Annotated in this window: 21 protein-coding genes and 1 pseudogene; 15 read left to right on the top strand and 7 right to left on the bottom strand. The window is 61.7% G+C overall.

Annotated elements, in window-relative coordinates; translation table 11 throughout:
* Positions 1-229: 229 nt before the first annotated feature.
* From NF876_RS35785 to NF876_RS35770, 4 genes and pseudogenes are all read left to right on the top strand, one after another.
* Complete coding sequence (locus NF876_RS35785) at positions 230-964, top strand: ImuA family protein (protein WP_262272829.1); 735 nt, start codon at positions 230-232, stop codon at positions 962-964.
* Positions 897-2,396 carry a Y-family DNA polymerase gene (locus NF876_RS35780; RefSeq protein WP_262272828.1) on the top strand — a complete coding sequence of 500 codons (1,500 nt, stop codon included), beginning with the start codon at positions 897-899 and terminating at the stop codon, positions 2,394-2,396. The genes NF876_RS35785 and NF876_RS35780 overlap by 68 nt, the downstream gene beginning before the upstream one ends.
* Positions 2,393-5,633, top strand: a pseudogene (locus NF876_RS35775) (error-prone DNA polymerase). Before NF876_RS35780 ends, NF876_RS35775 begins: the two are co-directional and overlap by 4 nt.
* A 53-nt stretch (positions 5,634-5,686) precedes the next feature.
* Entirely contained in the window at positions 5,687-6,235 is a 549-nt protein-coding gene (locus tag NF876_RS35770) for a hypothetical protein (protein WP_262272827.1), read from the top strand.
* A 243-nt stretch (positions 6,236-6,478) separates the two neighbouring features.
* On the opposite strand, the gene ligD is transcribed toward NF876_RS35770, so the two are convergent.
* From ligD to NF876_RS35755, 3 genes are all read right to left on the bottom strand, one after another.
* Entirely contained in the window at positions 6,479-7,483 is a 1,005-nt protein-coding gene (gene ligD, locus NF876_RS35765; protein ID WP_262272826.1) for a non-homologous end-joining DNA ligase, read from the bottom strand.
* A 45-nt stretch (positions 7,484-7,528) separates the two neighbouring features.
* The gene (dinB, locus tag NF876_RS35760; RefSeq protein ID WP_262272825.1) at positions 7,529-8,671 is read right to left on the bottom strand and encodes a DNA polymerase IV; all 1,143 of its coding nucleotides are present in this window, start codon (positions 8,669-8,671) and stop codon (positions 7,529-7,531) included.
* 183 nt (positions 8,672-8,854) lie between these two features.
* Positions 8,855-9,475, bottom strand: a complete 621-nt coding sequence (locus NF876_RS35755; RefSeq protein ID WP_262272824.1) for a hypothetical protein — start codon at positions 9,473-9,475, stop codon at positions 8,855-8,857.
* Between the two features lie 72 nt (positions 9,476-9,547).
* On the opposite strand from NF876_RS35755, the gene NF876_RS35750 reads away from it, so the two are divergent.
* Positions 9,548-10,198, top strand: coding sequence for an SOS response-associated peptidase (locus NF876_RS35750; protein WP_262272823.1), 651 nt, complete (start codon positions 9,548-9,550; stop codon positions 10,196-10,198).
* Positions 10,199-10,212: 14 nt separating this feature from the next.
* Here the strand turns inward: NF876_RS35750 and NF876_RS35745 are convergent, their stop codons facing one another.
* The 4 genes from NF876_RS35745 to NF876_RS35730 form a co-directional block, all read right to left on the bottom strand.
* Positions 10,213-10,542 (bottom strand): hypothetical protein, encoded by a 330-nt coding sequence (locus NF876_RS35745; protein ID WP_262272822.1) that lies wholly within the window; start codon positions 10,540-10,542, stop codon positions 10,213-10,215.
* Positions 10,543-10,875: 333 nt separating this feature from the next.
* Positions 10,876-11,244, bottom strand: a complete 369-nt coding sequence (locus NF876_RS35740) for a WGR domain-containing protein (protein WP_262272821.1) — start codon at positions 11,242-11,244, stop codon at positions 10,876-10,878.
* Between the two features lie 154 nt (positions 11,245-11,398).
* The gene (repC, locus tag NF876_RS35735; protein ID WP_262272820.1) at positions 11,399-12,553 is read right to left on the bottom strand and encodes a plasmid replication protein RepC; all 1,155 of its coding nucleotides are present in this window, start codon (positions 12,551-12,553) and stop codon (positions 11,399-11,401) included.
* Positions 12,554-12,730: 177 nt separating this feature from the next.
* Entirely contained in the window at positions 12,731-12,943 is a 213-nt protein-coding gene (locus NF876_RS35730; RefSeq protein ID WP_247654099.1) for a ribbon-helix-helix domain-containing protein, read from the bottom strand.
* 488 nt (positions 12,944-13,431) lie between these two features.
* On the opposite strand from NF876_RS35730, the gene NF876_RS35725 reads away from it, so the two are divergent.
* The 10 genes from NF876_RS35725 to NF876_RS35680 form a co-directional block, all read left to right on the top strand.
* A complete protein-coding gene (locus tag NF876_RS35725; protein WP_262272819.1) occupies positions 13,432-14,877 on the top strand; it encodes an NAD-dependent succinate-semialdehyde dehydrogenase in 1,446 nt (481 codons plus the stop codon).
* A gap of 900 nt (positions 14,878-15,777) precedes the next feature.
* Positions 15,778-16,530: a FadR/GntR family transcriptional regulator gene (locus tag NF876_RS35720; RefSeq protein ID WP_262272818.1), complete on the top strand. Its 753-nt coding sequence runs from the start codon at positions 15,778-15,780 to the stop codon at positions 16,528-16,530.
* 26 nt (positions 16,531-16,556) lie between these two features.
* Positions 16,557-17,459, top strand: coding sequence for an NAD(P)-dependent oxidoreductase (locus NF876_RS35715; RefSeq protein WP_262272817.1), 903 nt, complete (start codon positions 16,557-16,559; stop codon positions 17,457-17,459).
* Between the two features lie 16 nt (positions 17,460-17,475).
* A complete protein-coding gene (locus NF876_RS35710) occupies positions 17,476-18,159 on the top strand; it encodes an amino acid ABC transporter permease (RefSeq protein ID WP_262272816.1) in 684 nt (227 codons plus the stop codon).
* 10 nt (positions 18,160-18,169) lie between these two features.
* Complete coding sequence (locus tag NF876_RS35705; protein WP_262272815.1) at positions 18,170-18,838, top strand: amino acid ABC transporter permease; 669 nt, start codon at positions 18,170-18,172, stop codon at positions 18,836-18,838.
* A gap of 1 nt (position 18,839) precedes the next feature.
* A complete protein-coding gene (locus tag NF876_RS35700; protein ID WP_262272814.1) occupies positions 18,840-19,595 on the top strand; it encodes an amino acid ABC transporter ATP-binding protein in 756 nt (251 codons plus the stop codon).
* A gap of 31 nt (positions 19,596-19,626) precedes the next feature.
* On the top strand, positions 19,627-20,418 hold the full coding sequence (locus tag NF876_RS35695) for a transporter substrate-binding domain-containing protein (protein ID WP_373371507.1): 792 nt from the start codon (positions 19,627-19,629) through the stop codon (positions 20,416-20,418).
* 65 nt (positions 20,419-20,483) lie between these two features.
* Positions 20,484-20,930, top strand: coding sequence for a ribose 5-phosphate isomerase B (rpiB, locus tag NF876_RS35690; RefSeq protein WP_262272812.1), 447 nt, complete (start codon positions 20,484-20,486; stop codon positions 20,928-20,930).
* 33 nt (positions 20,931-20,963) lie between these two features.
* Positions 20,964-21,911, top strand: a complete 948-nt coding sequence (locus tag NF876_RS35685; protein ID WP_262272811.1) for a ribokinase — start codon at positions 20,964-20,966, stop codon at positions 21,909-21,911.
* A gap of 574 nt (positions 21,912-22,485) precedes the next feature.
* The coding region (locus NF876_RS35680) for a winged helix-turn-helix domain-containing protein (RefSeq protein WP_262272810.1) at positions 22,486-22,909 on the top strand (424 nt) is incomplete at its 3' end.

Below are 22,909 nucleotides of genomic sequence, written 5' to 3'. Positions count from 1 at the left end.
GTCATCCGGGCTAAATTGCCCCAGTGCCTAGCTGCCGGAACATAAGAATTGATACATAGTACGGTGGGCTTAACGCGCTCCGTCGGTAGGTTTGGCGCGCGCCCCTCTCCCACCTCCGCCTCCTCCCCGATATCCACAGGCTCGCGCTTGAACCGCGCGTTGACTCCCAGCGTTGGTCTATGTTCCTGTTTTGTTCCATATTGTCGCAGGAGGGAGGTGAGCTTGACCCATGGTCACCCGGCGCGAAGTCATCGACGACTTACGGCGCCAGATCGAGAGGCTCGGCGGAGCTCATGGCGCACGCAAGTCCCTGCCCTTTGGCGTCCCTACGCTCGATCGGCATCTGCCCGGCAAGGGGCTTGCTCTCGGATCTCTGCACGAGGTGATCGAGGAAGGGCCCGCTTCGGAGTTTGCTGGAACCGCCACGTTCTTCGCAGCCGGGATTGCTGCTCGCCTCAAGGGGCCGGTGCTCTGGTGCCTGACCCGGCGCGATCTGTTCGCACCTGGCCTGATGAAGGTTGGACTTCATCCGGATCGTGTCATCTACGCCGAGACCAATCGTGATGCCGACGTTCTGCCTCTCATCGAAGAAGGCCTCCATCAGAAGGGCTTGGGCGCCGTCGTCGGTGAAGTCTCCCGGCTCGGCCTTACCGCCTCCCGTCGACTGCAAGTGGCCGCGGAGGCTTCAGGCGTTCCCGCCCTGGTCATCCGGCGTTGGTGGACGGTCGCCCAGAAGGACCTGACCAAGCTTCCCACCGCTGCCTCGACGCGATGGCGCGTGTCGCCGATCCCGTCAGAGGTTGTTCCTGCTGGCGGCCTCAAACGCGGCCGCTGGCAGGTCGAACTCGTGCGCTGTCGGGGTGCGGATCCCCGTTCCTGGATTCTGGAGGCCTGCGATGCGCAGGGTCGTCTCGCTCTTCCTGCCAACCTGGCCGACCGACAGGATCAGGCGCAAGTTCGGTAATCCCCCGCGCGAGAAGCCGCTTGTGACGGTGATCAAGCAGGGCTCGCGTCGGCTGATCGCCTCCGCGTGTCCCGCTGCCCAGAAGGTCGGGTTGATCGAGGGGATGGCCGTCGCCAAAGCCCAGGCTATGGTTCCCGATCTGCACATCATCGACGCCGATCCCGAGGGCGAGCACGCTTCGCTGCGTCAACTCGCCGAATGGGCCATCCGCTTTTCGCCCGTCGTCGCGCCCGATTTCCCGGATGGCCTCTGGATCGACATCGCGGGAGTGGAGCATCTCTTCGGTGGTGAAGAGGCGCTGCTCAAGAAGCTGATCGATCGTGTCGAGAACAATGGCATTCACGCCCAGGCTGCGATCGCCGATGTACCGGGGGCGGCATGGGCTGTTGCGCGGTTCGGCAAGGGCGGGATTATTCCGCCCGGCCGGGCTGTGGACGCGGTTTCCACCCTGCCCGTGCAGGCTCTCCGGCTCTCGCATGAGACCGTGAGCGCCATGCACCGCCTGGGTGTCGAGCGTGTTGGCCAGCTCGCTGCCTTGCCGAGAGCGCCAATGGTGCGCCGCTTCGGACGCGAGGCAAGCCTGCGCCTGGACCAGGCGCTAGGGCATGCCTTCGAGCCGATCACCCCAATTATCCCGGGCGAGGCAGTGATTGCATCCCGCGCCTTCGCAGAGCCGATCGGCCGGTTGGAAGACTTGCAGCTTGTGGTGCGACGGCTCTCGGAGGAGTTGTGCCAAGCGTTGGAGCAACGCGGCGAGGGTGTCCGGCGGCTAGACCTGATCTTCCGCCGGGTGGATCAGAAAGGCGCGTCACTTCGGGTCGGGACAGCCAAGGCCAGCCGGGACCACGTCCACTTGGCAAAGCTGTTCGACGAGAAGCTCGAGACGGTCGATCCGGGCTTTGGCATCGAGGAGATCGTCCTCATCGCCAATCGTACCGAGCCCCTCTTTGAAAAGCAGACGGTTGCAAGAGAGATCGAGGCTGAGGACGAGGCCGTCGATCTGAGCCAGCTCGTTGACCGGCTGACCGCCCGCATTGGGGAGGACCGCGTCTATCGGCTCGCTCCGGTCCAGTCACTTGTCCCCGAGCGCATGACAAGGAGGGTTTCCCCTCTTGCACCTCCGGCGGGATCCACCTGGCCGGAGAACCTGGAGCGCCCTACCCGCCTCCTCGATCCGCCGGAATCGATCATGACAACGGCCTTGCTGCCGGATCACCCGCCGGTGTCGTTCATCTGGCGCCGCGTTCGCTACAAGGTCGCGAAGGCTGACGGGCCGGAACGGATCACCTCCGAGTGGTGGCTCGGCGCTGAGCCGAAGAGGATCCGGGATTACTACCGGCTTGAGACGATCGAGGGCTCTCGCTTCTGGATCTTCCGCGATGCGCCGATGACTGAGGGCGGCCGCTGGTGGATGCATGGGTTCTTTGCATGACCGTCTATGCCGACCTGCAGGTCACAACCCATTTCTCGTTTCTGCGCGGCGCATCCAGTCCAACTGAGCTGTTCGAGCAGGCAAAGCTGCTCGGGATTTCGGCGCTCGGCATCACCGACCGGAATTCTCTCGCCGGCATCGTCCGGGCATACGAGGCTGCGAAGGAGACCGGCGTGCGCCTGGTGGTCGGATGCCGCCTGGATCTGACCGACGGCACGTCGCTCCTGGTCTACCCGATGGATCGCCCATCCTATTCCCGGTTGTGCCGGCTGCTCAGCATCGGGAAGAGCCGCGGCGGAAAGGGAAAATGCTTTCTGACATGGGAGGACGTGGTTGCCTGGAATGAGGGTCTCCTTGCGATCCTCCTCGGAGATGAGACCAACGGCACACTCAAAGCCAACCTGTCGCGCCTCAAATCCACCTTCGGCAATCGCGCCTATATGGCCCTGATTCGCCGGTTCGCTCAGAACGACCACCTGCGTCTCCATGAGGTCGAGGAAGCCGCTCGGATCGCCCGTGTCCCAACGGTTGCACTGGGTGACATCCTTTATCACCATCCGGATCGGCGCCGGCTGCAGGATGTGGTCACCTGCATCCGGGAGAGCTGCACGATCGACACTGCGGGCTACCGGCTGGAGCGCAATTCAGATCGGCATCTGAAGGATCCTGAGGAGATGCGGCGCCTGTTCGAGCGGCATCCTGGAGCCTTCCACCGGATCCAGGACATCCTCGATCGCTGCACATTCTCCCTCGATGAGTTGCGCTACCAGTACCCGACCGAGACCGATCCCGGTGAAACCGCTCAGGAGAAGCTAGAGCGCCTGACCTGGGAAGGAGCGAACCGGCGCTACCCGGAGGGTATCCCTGACACGGTAGCCGGAACAATTCGGCACGAGCTTCATCTGATCGAGAAGTTGGACTACGCGCCATACTTCCTGACGGTCAATATGATCGTCCAGTTTGCCCGGACGCGAGGCATTCTGTGTCAGGGACGCGGCTCGGCCGCCAACTCCGCCGTTTGCTACGTGTTGGGCATTACCTCGATCAACCCGATCGAGCATGATCTCCTGTTCGAACGCTTCGTGTCCGAGGAGCGGCGCGAGCCGCCGGACATCGACGTCGATTTCGAGCACGAGCGCCGGGAAGAGGTGATCCAGTGGATCTATGACACCTATGGCCGGCATCGCGCGGCTCTGACCGGCGTGGTGATTACCTATCGCGCCCGCGGCGCCGTGCGGGAAGTCGGCAAGATCATGGGCCTGCCGGAGGACGTGACCGCAGGGTTGTCCGGTCTCGTCTGGGGCTGGGGCAACGATGGCGTGACAGAAAAGGAAGCTCAGGAGCTCAACCTCAATCTCAAGGATCCGCGGCTGCGGATGACGCTCGAATTGGCCTCCGAGCTGATTGGAGCACCCAGGCATCTCTCCCAGCATCCGGGCGGCTTTGTGCTGACTCAGGATCATCTCGACGATCTGGTGCCGATCGAGCCGGCGGCGATGGAGAACCGGCAGGTGATCGAGTGGGATAAGAACGATATCGACTCCCTCAAATTCATGAAGATGGATGTGCTGGGCCTCGGCATGCTCGGCTGCATGCGCCGGGCCTTCGACCTTCTGCGGGAGCACAAGGGCGAGGAGCGGGAGATCGCCACGATCCCGATGGATGATGGCCCGACCTACCGCATGATCCAGAAGGCCGACACGGTCGGTGTTTTCCAGATCGAAAGCCGTGCCCAGATGGCGATGCTGCCGCGGATTAAGCCGGCTAAATTCTATGACATCGTGATCCAGGTGGCGATCGTCCGACCGGGGCCGATCCAGGGCGACATGGTGCACCCCTATCTCCGACGACGGGAAGGTCACGAGCAGCCGGACTATCCCCGACCCGAGCTCCGGAGGGTTCTGGAGAAGACACTCGGCGTGCCGCTGTTTCAGGAGCAGGCCATGCGGGTGGCGATCGAATGTGCGGGGTTCACGCCGTCCGAAGCGGACCAGCTCAGGCGGGCGATGGCAACGTTCAAGCTGACGGCGGGCGTCACAAAGTTCCGGGACAAGCTCGTGAACGGGATGACAGCCCGCGGCTACGACCCGAAGTTTGCCGAACGCACCTTCAAGCAGCTTGAGGGCTTCGGGTCGTATGGTTTTCCGGAGAGTCATGCGGCCTCATTCGCCAAGATCGCCTATGCCTCTTCCTGGATGAAATGCCACCATCCGGATGTGTTCTGCTGCGCCATCCTCAACGCCCAGCCGATGGGCTTTTATGCCCCTGCGCAGCTGGTTCGGGACGCCCGAAACCACGGTGTCGAAATCCGGCCGGTGGATATCAATCACTCCCGTTGGGACTCCACACTGGAGCCGACGCGGAACCCGAAGCGGTTCGCGGTTCGCCTCGGATTACGGCTGGTCGCGGGATTAAAGAACTCGGAGGCCGCCATGATCCCGTTGGTCCAGGCAGACCATCCTTTCACCTCCATTGAGGATCTCTGGCGTCGGGCTGGGATTTCTGTCGCGGCTCTCGAGCGATTGGCGGACGCGGATGCCTACGGATCGATCGGGGTCAGCCGACGCGATGCTCTCTGGACGATCAGAGGCCTTTCGGATGAACCCCTCCCCCTCTTTGCCGCAGCCGATGAGCGGGACAGCCAGATCCAGCCCGAAGGCCATGAACCCCATGTCGAGCTCACGCCCATGACCGAGGGCCGGGAGGTCGTGGAGGACTACCGATCGAAACCCGCTTTCCTTCCTCAGGGAGGAATTACGGCGCCAGCGCATTCATCGCTGCTCGGCAATCCGGATGATGCGGGATGGCCGCCGGCTGACAGTCGCCGGGATGGTTCTGGTGCGGCAGAAGCCGGGGTCCGCGAAGGGAGTGATGTTCATGACGATTGAGGATGAGACCGACGTGGCAAACCTCGTCATCTGGCCTTCGCTGTTCGAGAAACAGCGCCGGCTGATCCTGTCCTCAGGAATGATCGGGTGTCGTGGACGCCTCCAGAAGGAGGGCGAAGTGATCCATATTGTCGCCGAGCACATCGTCGATCTATCGCACCTGCTGCGTTCCGTCGGCGCCCGGGATGAACCTTTCCAGGCGGAGCACGGTCGAGGAGACGAAGCAAAGCTCGGAACCCGTGACACCCTCAGGCAGAGCGCGCGGGGCCGCAATGAGGAACTCCCGGCGGCGCAAACCAACCCGACATCAGCAGCCCAGATCAGATTTACCGCTCGGAATTTCCACTGAGAATCTGTTTCACGGCTCTCTTCCTTCGGGGTGTGAACGGTACGATCGCAGGCTTGGAGGATATTGCAACGAAGGCCTTCTACATGGAGCACGAGATGGGAGCAGGAACAAGTCGATCTACGTCCGACCTTGTCGGCGAAATCGAGAACCTGAAATCCAAGATTGAGACGATCCACGGTCGGATCTCGGACCATCAACGAGAGATGACGGCCTTGCAAGGTGAGGTCGCACAGATGGAGGCGACGCGTCGCTCCCTCCTCACTGAGGTCGAGCGACGGTCCCGTCCAACGGAGGACGTCCGTATCACCGACCATGCCTTGCTGCGATATGTCGAAAGGGTGTTCAAAATCGATGTCGATGCTGTGAGGCGGCAAATCCTGACCGATGGCGTCGCAAAGGGCATTGAGCACGGTGCGTCGACGATTACTGTCAACGGTATCCAGTTTCGCGTGAAGGATCGGAGCATCGTGACGGTGATCAGAAGCGATCAGAAAACCCATCGGAAGAAGTCAAAGGCACATCACCGCGGCCGACGTCCAGAACGGGATGACATCAACACACATCTTGCGGATTACTATAGCTCAGACGGGGGCAGTGACTAGGCGCTTTACTCCATAAGCACTCGTTGTGAACCCAAGAGGAAGGAGTTCCATATCGGCGTACATATCCAGGAGCTCGGCCTCCTCTTTGGTAGAACGGCGCAGGATTCAGTGGCGAGGACCGGCTCTGGCTTGTCCTACAAGATTGCGTGTAAGAGATGATCAGGACCAAGGAAGCAACTTAAGGAAACCCGGCTGACTCCTTCTGATGGCCGCTGTCGTCATGGGATCCACTCCTCAGTTCGTTCAAACTGGACGGTCGATCACCACCTCGCGCGGATCTTTATCTTCTCTCAGACCTAGAAAAGCCGGGTGGCGCAGAATGTGGTCCCGCGTCCACTCCGTGAATTCGACCTGAGCCAGGTATCGCGGCTTCACCCAGTGCACAGGGGCTCGCATGTAAGTCCCCTTCGGTAGGGCTGCTGTCGGCTTCTGCTGCTCGATCCGCTTCAGCCGAGACTGAAACGCCTCAAGGAAGTCGCGCGAATATCCTGTCCCAACTTTGCCTGCATATTTCAGATCACCGGTCGCTGTGTAGTAGCCAACGAGGAGAGCCCCGAACCCAACCCGCGATCGCTGCGGCTCGGTATAGCCGATAATGACGAATTCCTCAGTGTTGAGGCATTTTACCTTCAACCAATCGTCACTTCGCGTGCCGGAATAAAGCGACTTCCCCCGCTTCGAGATGATTCCTTCAAGCTTTAGCGTGCAAGCCCGAGCGTAGAATTCCTTTCCACCTCCAACCCGATATTCACTCAACCGAATTGTGGCCGGAGCGTTGGCGATCACCTCGGCAAGCACGAGCTTTCGTTGCTCAAGGGGCGATTGGCGAAGATCAACTCCGTCGAGAAACAACACGTCGAAGGCGTAATAGACCAGATCCGCAGTTTCCTCAGTCGATAGTGCCTGTTGGAGTGCAGCAAACGAGCTGATCCCATCCTGTTTCAGCCTGACGATCTCACCATCGAGAACTGTCCCAGGCCGCCCGACGGATGCAAAAGCTTTGGCGAGTTCGGGAAAGCGCGCCGTCCAATCCTGATCGCTTCGCGTGACCAGCCGAGCTCGGTCGTCTTCGATCCGGGCCAGCATGCGGTAGCCATCCCACTTGACTTCATGGAGCCAGTCATCACTTTCAGGAGCCTGCTTTACGAGCACAGCGAGTTCGACCGGGATTTGGTCGGGGAGTTGTGCTTGCCGGCGTCCTACCTCCCGGGTGAGTTTTGTTTGTGCCTTAGCCATAGTGGAGAACAAACTACCCGCTCATGAGCAGGTTCCCGCCCTCCAGGCAGTACCCACCTACAAGGCCAGCGTCAGCTGAGGACTGTCCGACTCCTGGTCCGTGTTCAGCGCTGACAGGGATACACCGAGCAGCCGGACGCTCTTATCAAGCGGAAACAAGGCCTGCAGCAGGTCGAAGGTGGCTTGCTCAAGCCATCCCTGATTTTCAGCATAGCCCGTCAGGGTGCGGCTGCGGGTGATTTGCTGGAAATCTGAGAATTTCACTTTGAGGGTCACCGTCCGGCCGCGGACACCCGTCTGTTCGCAATATCTCCAGACCTTCTCGATGATTGGCCGGAGGCTGGTCTTCATCTCCTCGAGGCTTGTCAGGTCCGTCCCGAAGGTGTTCTCGGCACCAACCGACTTGCGGATCCTGTCTGGCTGGACTGGCCGATTGTCGACGGCCCTGACAATCCAGTAGTAATGAGTACCAGACTTACCAAAGCGCTCCTGCAGGAACTCGAGGCTCTGCGCTTTGAGATCAGCCCCAGTGAAGATGCCGAGCCCGCTCATTTTCCTGGCCGTAGCCGGGCCAATGCCATGGAATTTTGCAATGGGCAGGGCCTCAAGGAATGCCGGCGCTGCTTCTGGGGTGATGACGAACTGACCATTCGGCTTGTTCTGATCCGACGCCATTTTGGCCAGGAACTTCTGAAAGCTGATCCCGGCCGAGGCTGTCAGACGGGTTTCGTCCCAGATCCTGGCCCGGACCTCCCGGGCAACTTGGGTGGCGTACGGAATACCCTTGAGGTTCTCGGTCACATCGAGATAGGCTTCGTCGAGCGACAACGGCTCGACCAGCGGCGTGTACTCGTAAAAGATCTCTCGGATTTGCTGCGACACCTCGCGATAGACGTCGAACCGTGGCTTCACAAAGACCAGTTCGGGACATTTCCGGCGGGCTGTGACCGAAGGCATGGCTGAATGCACCCCGAAGTGCCGGGCCTCATAACTGGCGGCTGCCACCACTCCCCGTTCACGGGAGCCGCCGACGGCGACCGGCTTGCCGCGCAGCCCCGAATTATCTCGCTGCTCGACACTGGCGTAGAAGGCGTCGAGATCCACATGGACGATCCGGCGCGGCTCCGCACCGAATCGAGCTGCTGATTCAGTCGGGCCCTTTCCATCGCCAATCGCAATGTGGAAAACCTCGTCCAACATCGGCCGCCACGGTCTCCCACTGTCACGCTTCGATGGTATGCTGTCCGCCAAAGGCTAGCACAAACAGAGAACAATCGATCCCACCGGCTGTGGCAATCCACAGCAACCCTGACAACCGTCAGTTATCCTCGACTCAGGACCGGAGTTCCCGCTCCCAGGCAAGGTTGGGTTCCGACATTACCGCTAGAGGTTCAAGCCTGATACGGTGCCATTACGGTGGACCAGAGCAAGCTCGATACGAGCCCGTCTGACGAGCGGCCGGCTCCGCCAAGTCTCTACAAGTTGGCGGAAGACAGGTGTATCCGGCACGGCGGCGATCACGATGTTGTCAGCGGCGACATCCAACAGCAATGCCTGTCCGAGAGCTGTCGTCAGCAAGCGATGCTCGGGACCTCCGGGCTTACGGGTCAGCGGTCCTTTTGTACATACCGCGACGATGTGATGGCCATTGATCTGAGCGATCACGTGGCTCTCGCCGGGACGCGCATGCACCCGGATCGTCTTGTCGTCGCGCCGGTAAGCGCCGGTCCAGGCACTCCGGATGACCTGCGCCTCTTTAACTGGTACCCACCCGGTAGCAGCCATGTAGCGGCTGACGTCAAAGACAAGAGCGTCGCCCACCCTGGTGCCTGCTCCGTCGATCGCAATGCCGGCCATCGCTCCGGAGCCGGATAACGACAGGATGAACTCCGCCAGTCTCAGAGCCACTTCAGCCTCTGGCATGCGGTCGCTGGGCAATCCAGGTTCTGGTTGCATCTGGTCTTTCATAACCTGGGAAGTTGCTGTGGTTGGCTTGTCGATCATCCCTCGGCTATGCCAGCCTATGAACGATTTGAGAATGGTCTAGGGGGACCATGCTGCCGGAGGGTTTGGCCCGTGTGTAACTTGTACTCTGTCCACACCACCCAAGAGGCGATGCGCCGGGCCTTTGAGATCGCTCGCGACAGCGCCGGCAACGTTCCTCCCCTGCCCGCTATCTTCCCCGACCAGGTGGCTCCTGTGGTGCGGACGCTCAACGGCGAGCGCGAGTTGATCCAGATGCGCTGGGGCTTCCCACCACCGCCGAAGGTGGGCACCCAACCCGTCACCAACGTGCGCAACGTGGGATCGCCCTTCTGGCGCGCCTGGCTGAAACCCCGGTACCGCTGCCTCGTCCCTCTGACGAGTTTCAGCGAGTACAAGGACACCAAGCCGCGCAAGATCCCTGTGTGGTTTGCGCTCTCCAAGGAGCGGCCGCTAGCGGCCTTCGCGGGGATTTGGCGGCCCTGGACAGGAGTGCGCGGCACGAAGGCTGAGCCGGCCGAGGGCGAGCACCTGCTTTACTCATTCCTGACCTCGGAGCCGAACGGCGTCGTCGGACCGATCCACCCGAAGGCGATGCCCGTGATCCTCACCACCCCGGAGGAGTACGAAACCTGGCTCACCGCGTCGACGGAAGTCGCACTCAAGCTGCAACGGCCGTTGCACGACGACATGCTCGAGATCGTGGCCGAAGGCGCAAGGTCTGATCAACCCGAGGGAGCTTGACGCGGCTGGAGTCTCTAGAGCTCCTTTTCAGGAGTTGGATTGGACCCTGATTGGGTTGCTGAATCCTGTTCTGAAGCTGGCACTATGGCGTGTGGCTCCCCCTTTGCCGCCTCGGCATGTTTCGAGGGCTCGTCCGCCGTCTCTTCGAGTCGAGGATGCCGGACAGGGCTCGCTACAGCCTGATTCCAGAGCCTGCGGTTCTCCCAGGCCTGCAGCATCTCTTGCCTTAGCCCTGGTCTGGGCTTCGGAAGGGTCCGCCAGATCGTCAGCGTGAACGCCTTTCCCACAGCGAGCACGAGGGCCATGCCATAAAGAAAAATGGTCGGTGAGAAACTCTCGTCCATCCGTTGTCATCCTCCCAGCGGCCCCCCTGTTGGCTACGAGCACTGTCGGAGCTCTGCTCACACCGAGCCGGTGACCGAAGTACGGCTTTCCCGCTCATAATCCTTCTACCAAAGTCTGTCTTTCCCGATCCTGCCGGTTGCTAAGGATAGAAGGCGACCGATCGGCCTCAAGAGCTCCCATATCGATCATCAGGGTCATCTACGACGAATGCTGAACATGAGACTGCTGTAAAAAGCTCAGACCTACTTCCGCAAGCCTGAATTGCCGCCTGTGATCCAAAGGCACGCAGCCGCCCATGATGAGCAGGTTGGCAGCTCGCGTTCGAAGCGCGCTCAGATCAGGGATGTGCTGCGCCAATACGAGAGAGGCAGCCTCAAAGAGGCTGAAGCTGTCGAAGAACTGCTCAAGATCCTACGCTGAGGCCAATCCAGGCTCTCCTGTACCCCTGCCCTACCCGCCTTGGACCAGATAGCCACGTCGGCGCTTCCGCTGGAGCCAAGTCTCAAGGACTTCCATGGCACTGACCGGTTTTCGTAGAGCTCGACCCTGCGCTGGCCGGGTCGGCCAAGGCGGCCCCAATCCCGGATCGAGGCAGCATCCCCAAACAGGCTGGGCTCGATCGACAGGACATAGTAGCGAGCCACATTGCAGCTTGGGTCGCACCGGTGAAGGACGAGGTAGGGGATCGTACCGTGAGCCATGCGTCAGTGTCGCGCGGGCCCCCTGACGCGGTCCAATCAAAGTCCTGAATCCTTTGCACACCAACGATTCACATCGGTGATGCACCCTGCTGTTGCCGTTCCCTGACCCCGGGCAAGCTGGGCCCTCGTCCTCGCGCCGCGCACGCTTCCCTCCCTAGGCCATTCTGCGCCTCCTCATGGCGAGGAGCTCAACGGCGAGGTCGATCTTGCCGGTTTTGACCATGCGGGCGAGCGCGCGGAAGTAGCCGCCCGGGTTCTTGATCCGGCTCTCTCCGCCGTTTTTGGCCACGTCGTCCTCATAGAGCTGCAGGGTGTAGATCACGGCAATGGCCGCCCTGACCGTGCCGATCTCCTCCACGGCCTCGGCCCAGGCGCTCTCATGCGCCCCGAGGGAAGCCCGCAGGTAGCGGCCGGCCGAGACGATGTCGGCCAGATCCCGCACCGGCTGGCCGTAGTCGCTTAAGGTCGGGCAGGCCTCAAGGATCAATTCCGGTGATAGGTGCTCTGACGGTTGTTCGATTGGAAGAACCGCCTCAGCTTTCTTCGGAAAGCCCTTGTTACAAGGCTCACTAGGAGATCCGTTGTTGTTATCAGAGTGACGGACTCCGAGTCCGGCATTGCCCGCTTCATAGAAGGCCTCCTCAACCCGCGTCCTCAACAGCTGCCAGGCGTCCAGCAGATCAGGCGGCAGCGTCACCTTGGACCGCGCTGGCGTACGGGCCTGCAGGGCCTTCAGCTCCCCTTCGAACGCGCTGCGGTCGAACTCGGGGAAATGCTCCGCCAGGGCCGCCAAGGCTTCTTCCGCAGCCCGCCGGCAGATGGTGACCTCGTCGAACGCCCGCTTCTGCACCTCGCGCAGCTGCTTCTGCTCCATGAGCATCACGGTCCAATCACCGCGGCGGGCATAAATCGGGGTCAGGTCGAACCCGAAGGCATCGACCACCTGCCCGGCCAAGTCCTTGACCGCATAGCGCTTGCCGTTGGGTGAGTCCTTGGGAGCGATCAGCTGCAGGTCGATCAGCTGGCGCAGGATGCGCCGGATCGCCCGCTCGGTCAGGCCGGTGCGGCTCATGAGGTAGTCGTTGGACGGCCAGACCAGCAGCCGGTCCCACTCCTGCTCGCCCCAGCAGGCGACGAGCTCGGACAGGACTGCCCGCTGGGCTGGCCTGAGGTCGAGCGCCTTGCCCGCGTCCCGGGCGGCGGCCGAGAGTTCTTTTCGCGTTACCGTGCGCTCGGCTTCGAGCGCAAGCTTCCTTGCGGCCAGAGCGGCATGTCTCAGCCGCCGGCCTCCTGACGATGCAAGCTGCATCGCACCCTCCATGTTGAGGGCAAAGCAGGAGCGTTCACCGAAACCGATGCTCTTGACACTCAGCTTGTCGGGATGGCATAAGAATGGTCGCCAAACGCATTCCATATGCCCACCCCTCGGTGGGTTTCCAAAGGCCCTCGAAGTTTCCAGCTTCGTGGGCCTTTTGCTTTGCCTGGGTTACGTCACCGTGTTTGGCTCCTTCCGAACAAAGGTGGTCTCAAGGGCATGGGTGATGGCTTCCTGGCGAGTTTTGAAGCGTCCGCGCTCGACTAAGTCGTCGATCTCATCGCTGATGAGCTTCGGTATCCAGACGTTCGTCTCCCGGTCCCCCCGCTCGCGGCGGGATTGGCGAAAGCGCTGTACGCGCTGGATACCTTTCTGATCAGGCATGACATCCACCTATGTCACTCGTGACGTAACGAGGAATGCCCGATTCTGAGTTGGCTGTGGAGTCGCGCGTCAAGAATCCATTCACAATAGATCGATTCAGCGGTGGGAAACTTCTTTAGCTAGAATCATTTAGCCAAAATGGCCGAGTCAATTCGCATGTAAATGCTTAGTTCCTGGTGATTCGAAGTTACACACTTGATTCGAGAAACCCCAGTATTCGGCCCAAAACTCAATTCGCCGCCGGAATTACGATTCGATAACGGGCGGCTGCATGTGATTAAGAACTGTTAACGGAACCATCCTGCTTCCTCGATATTGAATTAGATTCTGGAGTACGGCCCCGAAGGTCGGCTTGCACTTTCAGGATGCATCCGATGCTCAAGTTCTTGAAGTGCGCAGCGCTGGTGCGGAAAACCGGATCAACGGTCCGCTGACGCAGTCCTTCGGGTCCGCACGATAGGCTGGATCGCATTGAGGAGGTCCCTGTCATGAATGAGCAGACCCGCGCGCCTGAGCGTGACCAGTCCCAGAGCCGCGAGCCGGCTAATGCCCCGAACGAGAGGCCGCGCTTCGAGACAACCGATCCGGCCACGGGGCGAAGCGGACGAGCTTATGAGGGACACACGCGGGATGAGGCCCTAGGGATCGCGCAGGAAGCTCGACAAGCCTTCGAGGACTGGCGGCGCACGTCCTTCTCCCATCGGGCCGGGCTCATGAGGGCAGCCGCGGCGGTGCTGCGGCGCCGGCAGGCTGAATTCGCCGAGACCATGACGGTCGAGATGGGCAAGACCCGGAAGGAGGGCTTGGCCGAGATCGAGAAATGCGCATTCAACTGCGACCACTTCGCCGAGCATGCCGAGCGCTACCTCGCCCGTGAGCCGGTGGATCTCGGCGGGCCCAAAACCTTCGTGACGTATAATCCGATCGGCGTGGTGCTTGCGGTCATGCCGTGGAATTTCCCGTTCTGGCAAGTGTTCCGCTTCGCCGCACCCGCGCTCATGGCCGGCAATGCGGCGGTGCTTAAACATGCGAGCAACGTGCCAGGCTGTGCTCTTGCCATCGAGAGCGTGTTCCGCGAGGCAGGCTTTCCTCAGCATCTCTTCCGGACCCTGCTCATTCCAAGCCAGGACGTACGCGCCATCATTGAGGCGCAAGCGATTGCCGCCGTGACGCTCACCGGCAGCGTCGCGGCCGGCCGGCAGGTGGCGGGGGCTGCCGGCGCGGTGCTCAAGAAGAGCGTGCTCGAACTCGGCGGCTCTGACGCCTATCTTGTGCTCGACGATGCCGATATAGCGAAGGCTGCACGCGTCTGTGCCGCGGCCCGTATGGTCAATGGTGGGCAAAGCTGCATCGCCGGCAAGCGCTTCATTGTGCAAAGCAGTGTGCGCGAGGCCTTCGAACGTGCCTTCGTCGAAGTTATGACGTCCTATGCAATGGGTGATCCTCGCGACGAGGCGACGAAGCTCGGGCCGCTCCAGAGCGTAAAGGCTCGTGACGAGATCCACGATCAGGTGAGAAAGAGCATCGATAAGGGCGCGCACCTGCTGCTGGGGGGTGAGGTCCCAGATCGCCCGGGCGCGTGGTATCCGGCGACGGTGCTGACCGATGTACGCCCCGGCATGCCGGCCTATGACGAGGAGGTGTTCGGGCCGGTGGCGGCGATCATTGAAGCGGCCGATGAGGCGGAGGCGATCCGCATCGCCAATGCGTCGCCCTTCGGCTTAGGCTCGGGCGTTCTGACCGAGAACCTGGAACGGGGTGAGCGGATTGCGTCTGAGGAACTGGAGGCTGGAATGAGCTTTGTGAACGCCAATGTGCGCTCCGACCCACGGATCCCATTCGGTGGGGTGAAGCAGTCTGGCTATGGGCGCGAATGCTCCTATTTCGGCATCCGCGAGTTCACCGACATCAAGACCGTGCTGGTCGACAGCTAGCGCATCGTGTGGAAAAGTGAATCCGGTTTTCCGCCTTGCAAGATGCGATAGCCAAAGGTCTGAGTATCTGACCTAGGTTTCAACGTACTTACTGGCCAATCCGGCAGTCAGAGACGCTTCGTTCAGAACAATCCGCTTGCTGTCATAGGAGAGCGCCAGTTGCTACGCGACGTGGCGCCGCTCACGCCAAGCGATGTTCATATCAATTTGCGCTGATGCGTGCTCTACCGATGAAGCTTATGAGGCCGTCGGCTGCGGTCATTGCCAGGCGGCCTGCCACACCGATGCCAGCACCTCAGCGCGGCGAAGCTCCCGTTCGCTCATCTCCACCCAGCCCATGCCACACTCCCATGCACGACCGTTCAGGGGAGTGTGACATTCCTAGTTTGCTCCGGTGGGACATTTTAACTCTGCGCCTACATACAAAATTCGTTGAACAAACAGTATGGAACTAACAACAGCGCTTCCGGGGTTCTCGCTAGCGTCCGGCCCGTAGGTTCGTGCCGAGGGGGAAAAACCACTCAGCGTATGGCATGTCTCGGACCAGCTGCCGATTGTAGTCAGGCGCGCCGTCGGTCCACCACACCGGACCGCGCTCGCGTAAGTCTCGCTTGATGCCATCGATTAGGGCTCGGGTCCTGGCCAGAGCATCCGGATCGTCCCTAAAGCTGGGATCTGTGATGCTAAGGGATGAGCCTACGTTGTTTCGGCTGCCGCTTCTCTCCCAGCGAGGGCGTGACCCGTTATCTCATCCTGGATCCAGCCTGAGACGCGCCGAACGTACCAACCTTCGTATCCCCTCCTCTTATGCGCATTCGGACATCAGCGAATCCTGTGCAGCTAAAGCGCGCTTGACTGGAAATCCGTGGTATGTATTCTGGTCTGACCAAGGTAAAACGAATGACCGCTGATCTGGAAATCACGCGGCTTAGGGAGAGTGGCGGCAAAGGGTTCGAGAAGGTTTTCGCCTTCTTGCGCGAGCGTCTGCTTGCGGGCTCTTTGCGCCCGGGTGACCGGCTCATCCCTGAACGCGATCTCGCTGCGCAGCTCGGTGTGAGCCGACCGATCCTGCGCGAGGCGCTGCGCGCCCTGACCGTTCTCGGCGTTGTGGAAATCCGCGACCGGGTCGGAACCATTGTTCGCCGCCCGGACCCGTCCGTTCTGAATGACTTTTTCACCTTTGCGTTCGCGCAGCAGTCTGAAGTCGTCGACGACGTGATGCAGGCACGCATCGCGATCGAATGCCAAGCCGTGCGGCTTGCTGCGGAGCGGGCGACCGTGTCCGATTTCGAGAAGTTGCAGCAGACGCTCGCGCGCATCGTCGAGACGATCGACGATCCCGATGGCGGCAGCGCGGCTGATTTCGACTTTCACCGCGCCGTCGTCAACGCGGGCAAGTCCGAGACGTTGATCGTGCTGCACAACTCGCTGTCCGGCATCCTGATGCGCTCCCATCGCAGTCGCCGGGAGCTTCTTCAGACTTTCGACACCATGAAAACCTACCTGATCGAGGATCATCGCCGGATCTTTGACGCCATCGTCGGCCGAGATCCGGAGCATGCGGAAAAGGTCCTGCGAGAGCATTTCGCGATCGGCGACGATTTCCGCAGACGCGCCGCGATCGGCGATTCCGACGCCAGGAACGCCTCATAATACTTGACCGAGAACAGGAAGACACGATGCGACGGAACGAACAGAACGCGACGGTCGGCTTTGTCGGCCTGGGGACGATGGGACGCGAGATGGCGCTCAACCTGCTCAAGGCCGGATTTGCAGTCTGTGCCTATGACGTGCGCAAGGAGGCCATCGACGACCTTGTTACCCAAGGTGCCACCGGCGCTGAGAGCCCGGCCGAGGCGGCCCGCGAGGCAGACATCGTCATCTCCATGCTCCCCGACACGCCGCAGGTCGAGGAGATCATCTATGGCGAAGGCGGCCTGTTGGCGTCGCCACCACGCGGCCGTCTCCTCGTCGACATGAGCACGATCTCCCCCGTCGCCGTCCGGCACATGCATGCCGATCTCAAGGCCGCCGGCGTGGAATTCCTCGATGCGCCCGTGTCCGGTGGCCCGGTCGGCGCCAAGAATGCCTCACTTTCGATCATGGTCGGAGGCGACCGAGACGCCTTCCTGCGCGCGGAGCCGTATTTCCGGGCTATGGGCACGACGATCACTCATGTGGGCGAGGCCGGGGCCGGACAGACAGTCAAACTCTGCAACCAGCTCGTCTGCGGCATCAACCTCCAGGCCATCTGCGAAGCGCTTGCACTCGGCCGCGCCTCCGGCGTGGACCTCGACCAACTCCGTAATGTGCTCCTGGGCGGTTCGGCCGCATCGTGGATGCTCGACAAGCTCGGGCCGGCAATGATCGCCAGGGATGCATCCGCCGGTTTCCGCATCGACCTGATGCTCAAGGATCTGCGCCTCGTGCAGGAGCAGGCACTCTCGCTGTCAGTTCCGCTGCCGGGCACGGCGCTGGTGACCAGCCAGTATGTCGAGGCGCGCGCCCATGGTGAAGGCACGAACGGCAACCAGGCTCTCTTCCGCGTCTACGACCGGATGACGAACCAGGCTGCAACCTAGCTCGGGGTCACCTGCGATGAACCTCAACCTCGATTTCGCCGCAATCCTCGAGCGATGGCCGGCCTTCCTGGACGGGGCACTGCTCACCCTTCAGCTCGCCTTCATCGCGACGGCGCTCGGCACGGTCATCGGCGTGCTCGGGGCCATCGGGCGGCGTAGCCGCCACCCGGTCGTCTCGCGCCTCTGCGGCATCTATGTCGAGGCGATCCGCAACACCCCGCTGCTGGTCCAGATCTTCCTCGTCTATTTCGGACTCGCCAGCCTCGGATTGAAGCTCTCCGCATTCACGGTTGCGGCAGCCGCGCTGACCATCAATGTCGGGGCCTACACGACTGAGATCATACGCGCGGGCTTCGACGCCATTCCCCGTGGACAGATCGAGGCCGCCGAGGGGCTGGCGCTGTCCCAGGCGCAGATCTACTGGCACGTGGTGATGTGGCCGGCCATAGAGAGGGTCTATCCGTCCCTGACAAGCCAGTTCGTGCTGCTGATGCTCGCCTCGTCGGTGACGTCGCAGATCTCGGCCGAAGAGTTGACGGCCGTGGCGAACTACATCCAGTCCGACACCTATCGCGCCTTCGAGACCTATATCCTAGTCGCGATCGTCTACGTCGTCCTGTCGCTGGTCATGCGGGCCGGGTTCTGGCTTCTCGGTCTCGTGATCTTCCCGCGTCGCCGACGCCTCGGCACCCCTTTGTGAGGAGGATAGGATGGGCGGTTCCCTCAATGCCAATCACCTAATGTTCCTTGGATACGGCGCGCTGTGGACCATCGGCCTGTCGCTCATCGGTCTTCTCGGCGGCGGCATCGCCGGCTTCATCGTCGCCCTCTGCCGCATCTCGCCGAGCCGGATCGTGCGGCTCCTGAGCGCCGGGTATGTCCAGCTCATCCAAGGCACGCCGCTGCTCGTCATCATGTTCCTGACATATTTTGGACTGCCCGCGCTCGGCGTGACCGTCTCCCCGCTGGCCGCCGCCGGTGCATCGCTCACGATCTTCGTCAGCGCCTATCTCGGCGAGATCTGGCGCGGCTGCTTCGAGTCCGTTCCGAAGCCGCAATGGGAGGCCGCGGAAGGACTCGCTCTCAGCCGATCCCAGCGCATGATGAAGGTCATCCTGCCGCAGGCCGTCCGGATCGCCACACCGCCCACCGTGGGCTTCATGGTGCAGATCATCAAGAACACCTCGCTGGCCTCGGTGGTCGGCTTCGTGGAGCTCGCGCGGTCGGGCCAGATCATCAACAACTCCCTGTTCGAGCCCTTCCTCATCTACACCATCATCGCCGTCATCTACTTCGCCCTGTGCTATCCGCTCTCGCGCTTCAGTCACCGACTGGAAGCGCGAGGCGGCCCGGCTCGCATCGAACTCGAGACTGCCTGACATGCACAACATCACCAGAACGGATACCGCGCCGCCGGTCGTAGGCCTTTCGGACGTGCACAAGAGCTTCGGCGCGCTCAAGGTGCTCAACGGGGTGAGCTTCGAGGTCAATCGCGGCGAGGTCCTCGTCCTCATCGGCCGCAGCGGTTCCGGCAAGAGCACCGCCCTGCGCTGCATCGATCGCTTCGAGACGATCGACAGCGGTCAGATCATTGTGTGCGGCCATCGCGTCAGCGATCCGAAGCTCGATCTGCGGGCCCTGCGCCAGGATGTGGGCATCGTCTTCCAGAGCTACAACCTGTTCCCTCATCTGACGATCGAGGAGAACATCACGCTTGCCCCCTGCTCCGTGAAGGGAATCTCGAAATCCCAGGCGAAGGAGCAGGCCCGACAGGTTCTCGCCCAGGTCGGTCTGGAGGACAAGCTCCGCCAATATCCCGAACAGCTCTCCGGCGGCCAGCAGCAGCGTGCGGCAATTGCCCGCTCGCTTGCCATGCAGCCGAAGGTGATGCTGTTCGACGAAGTGACCTCGGCCCTCGACCCGGAACTGACCGGCGAGGTCCTGAAGGTCATTGAGGCGCTTGCTGCGGACGGCATGACCATGGTGATGGTTACGCACGAGATGGGATTTGCCAAGGGTATCGCCGACCGGGTGGTGTTCATGCATCGCGGCAAGGTCCACGAGACCGGGCCCGCCGCGATCCTGACATCGCCCGCCACTCCGGAACTTGCCCAGTTCGTTGGCACAGGGCTTTGAACCACAATCAATAACCAGGGAAATACAGATGATGAAACGCTCGCTTTCCGCTGCTGCAATCGCAATGAGCTGCATGGTGGCGCTTGGCACCACCGCGGCGCATGCCGACCTTCTGGACGACATCATGAAGGCGAAGAAGATCCGCATTGCGACCGACCTAGCGATCCCGCCGTCCGGCATGATGGACGCCAATCTCAAGCCGACGGGATCGGACGTGGAAACCGCCCAGCTTCTCGCAAAGGACCTCGGGCTCGAGCTCGAATTCGTCCAGACCACCGGCGCGACCCGGATTCCGAACATCCAGACCAACAAAGCCGACATCATCATCTCGACTCTTTCGGTTACGCCGGAGCGCGCCAAGGTGATCGACTTCACAAAGGCCTATGCGGCGTTGCAGTCCGTCGTTGGGTGCCTGAAATCGGTCGAGGCGAAGAGCTGGGAGGATCTAAAAGGCAAGACCATTGCCGTCTCCCGTGGTACGACGCAGGATACCGAACTGACGAACATGAAGGATCGCAACCTCACACTGGCCCGCTTCGATGATGATGCCACGATGGTGACAGCTGCCGTCTCGGGGCAGGCCGATTGCGTTGCGACGTCCGCAACGATCGTGAACCAGATTGGCGTCAAGAACCCTGCCCGGACGTTCGAGCCCAAGGTGCTCATTCGCACCTTCGACCTTGCCATCGGTGTGCGCAAGGGCGAGCCGCGACTGGTCGAGAAGCTCAACGAGTGGATCTCGACCAATCTCAAGAACGGCAAATTGAACGAGATCTACAAGAAATTCCATGGCAGCGAGCTCCCGCAGGAGATGCGGAGCTGAGCCAGGGGAACATCGGGTGGCGCTCAGCGCCACCCTGCCTGCAACCATGAAGGAAAGGTTACCCAATGCGCGTCGTAATCGGGTCGGATCATGCCGGATGGCCCCTCAAGAATGCGGTGGTCGAGCATGTGCACTCGCTCGGCCATGAGGTCATCGATGTTGGATCGTTCGATGATAAGCCCGTTGATTTTCCGGACATTGCCCGCGCGCTGACCGAGAAGGTCAAGTCCGGCGAGGCCGAGCGCGGCATCATGGTCTGCGGCACCGGCGTCGGTGCGTCGATCGCGGCCAACAAGGTCAAGGGCATTCGCGCTGCCGTCTGCCACGACATCCACTCGGCGCATCAGTCGGTCGAGCACGACGACGTCAACGTGATGTGCATCGGCGCCAAGATCGTCGGCTCCTGGCTCGCACAGGATCTCGTTGAGTCCTACTTGAAGGCTGAATTCTCCACTGACGAGGACTGCCGTCGCCGCGTGGAAATGCTCCACGCCATGGATGCCGAAGGTTGATACCGACTGGCTCTAACGGCGGGCGCGCGTGACATGATCCTTGTCTTCGGTTCGATCAACATCGATCTTGTCGCTCGCGTGGCCTCCATTCCGCGCCCGGGCGAAACCGTCCTCTCGCCGGCCTATGAGACGCTGTTCGGTGGAAAGGGCGCAAACCAGGCGGTCGCCGCCGCCCGGGTCTCGCTGCCGCGTCGGGTGGCGATCGCGGCCTGCGTCGGAGATGATTCCTTCGGTCGATCGGCGCGCGACAACCTTGCTCGCAACGGCGTCGTTGTCGATCGGGTTGCCAGCGTTGCGGAGCCGACCGGCTGCGCCTTCATCACCGTCGACGAGCGCGGCGAGAATGCAATTACGGTCGGCAGCGGGGCAAATGCCTCGATCACGGAAGCGGCGGCCCAGGGTTTCCAAGTGGATGCCGCGGCGGTTGCGGTCTTCCAGATGGAGGTCCCCTTCCCCGCATCCCTCACTGTCGCCCGGCATGTGCGCGCAGCCGGCGGATGCGTCATCTGGAACTTTGCACCGCCTCCGCCGGCTTTTGCGGCGAGGGATCTCTCGGATCTCCTCGGCGCGACTGACATATTCGTGGTCAACGAGCACGAGGCTTTGGCAGCGGCAACACTCCTTGGCTGCGAGACCGACGGTTTCAGGAAGGCTGGATCCCATCTGTCGGGAAGCGGATGCCTTTGCGTCGTCACTGCGGGTGCCCAGGGAGCGTTTGCATTTCATCCTGATGGGCAAAGCGAGCGTGCCGAAGCGGAGCCGATCCGGCCAGTCGACACGACTGGAGCCGGTGACACCTTCGTCGGTGTATTGGCCAATGGCTTGGATGAGGCCATGCCCTTCACGCACGCTCTCCAACGGGCGGTTCGCGCGGCATCCCTGGCTTGCCTTGCCCACGGCGCGCAGGGGCATGCCAATGCGAGAGCAACTCGGATGATGATCCGCTTGGCTCGGTCGACAGGACCTCAATCGCCAAGGTGATGGCAAGGTAGGTGGACCGGCAAAAGTCATCAACGTCACAGAGAGAAGATCGATTCTCTGCTTCAGATCGTGATCCACTCCGCTATCTTTGGCGCGCGGGCCAACGCTGACCGAGCGGAGGAATTGGGTGCGAGTGCCGACAATCTGGCTGATGGGCCTTGTCCTGTCAGGCTGTGTCTCGTCAAGCGAGCTGCCGTCCCAGCCGGTTCCGCCAGCCAACCTCGGGTCGACACAGGTAGCACCTCCCGTGCTCCCGCCCCCCGGTTCGACGGCCCTTCCGCCAGGATATACCCGGCATATCACCTACCGGGATGGCAGGTTCACCCTGCCGGACGGCTCGACTGTGCCTGCCGACGCTAATGGTGGGTTCACGATCTCCACTGGGGCCTACATTCCGCCCTACGGAGGAGGCGGGATCACCCTCCCCAACGGAGCGCGATGCATTTCGGACAGCGCACGGGGCTACTTCTGCCCCTGAGGCGCCTCTCTTCGGTCGTTTGTTGCCTTGAGCCTAATGACGTTCACGAAAGAGGTGTAATATAGGGCAGTGTCGATCCTCGTGAGGAGGTGCGCGATGGGTGACAACGTTTGGCGCCCGGCGCATCTAACGCCGGAACAGATGGAGGAGCGCCGTCTGGCGGCCGCGACGCTGCTGCGGCAGGGACGGCTCTCCCAGGCCGAGATCGCCCGACACCTTGGCGTGAGCCCGGCCAGCGTCTCACGCTGGGCTGGCACGCTGGCTCAGCAGGGCCGGCGCGGCCTAGGAGCCCAACCCATCACAGGACGCCCACCGCGGCTCGATGAGAAAGCCTGGTCTCGGCTGAGCCGGCTCCTGGATCGGGGCGCGGTGGCGGCGGGCTTTGCCACCGAACGCTGGACCCTCAAGCGCATTGCCGTCCTGATCGAGCGCGAGTTCGGAGTGCACTATCACCCACGCTATCTGGAGCGGCCGCTCAAGGCCCATGGTTTCACCGTGCAGCGTCCGGCCACACGGGCTA

It is taken from the genome of Microvirga yunnanensis, from assembly GCF_025460875.1.
Note: the sequence above shows the minus strand (reverse complement) of the source record. Positions and strands in the feature narration are given on the sequence as shown.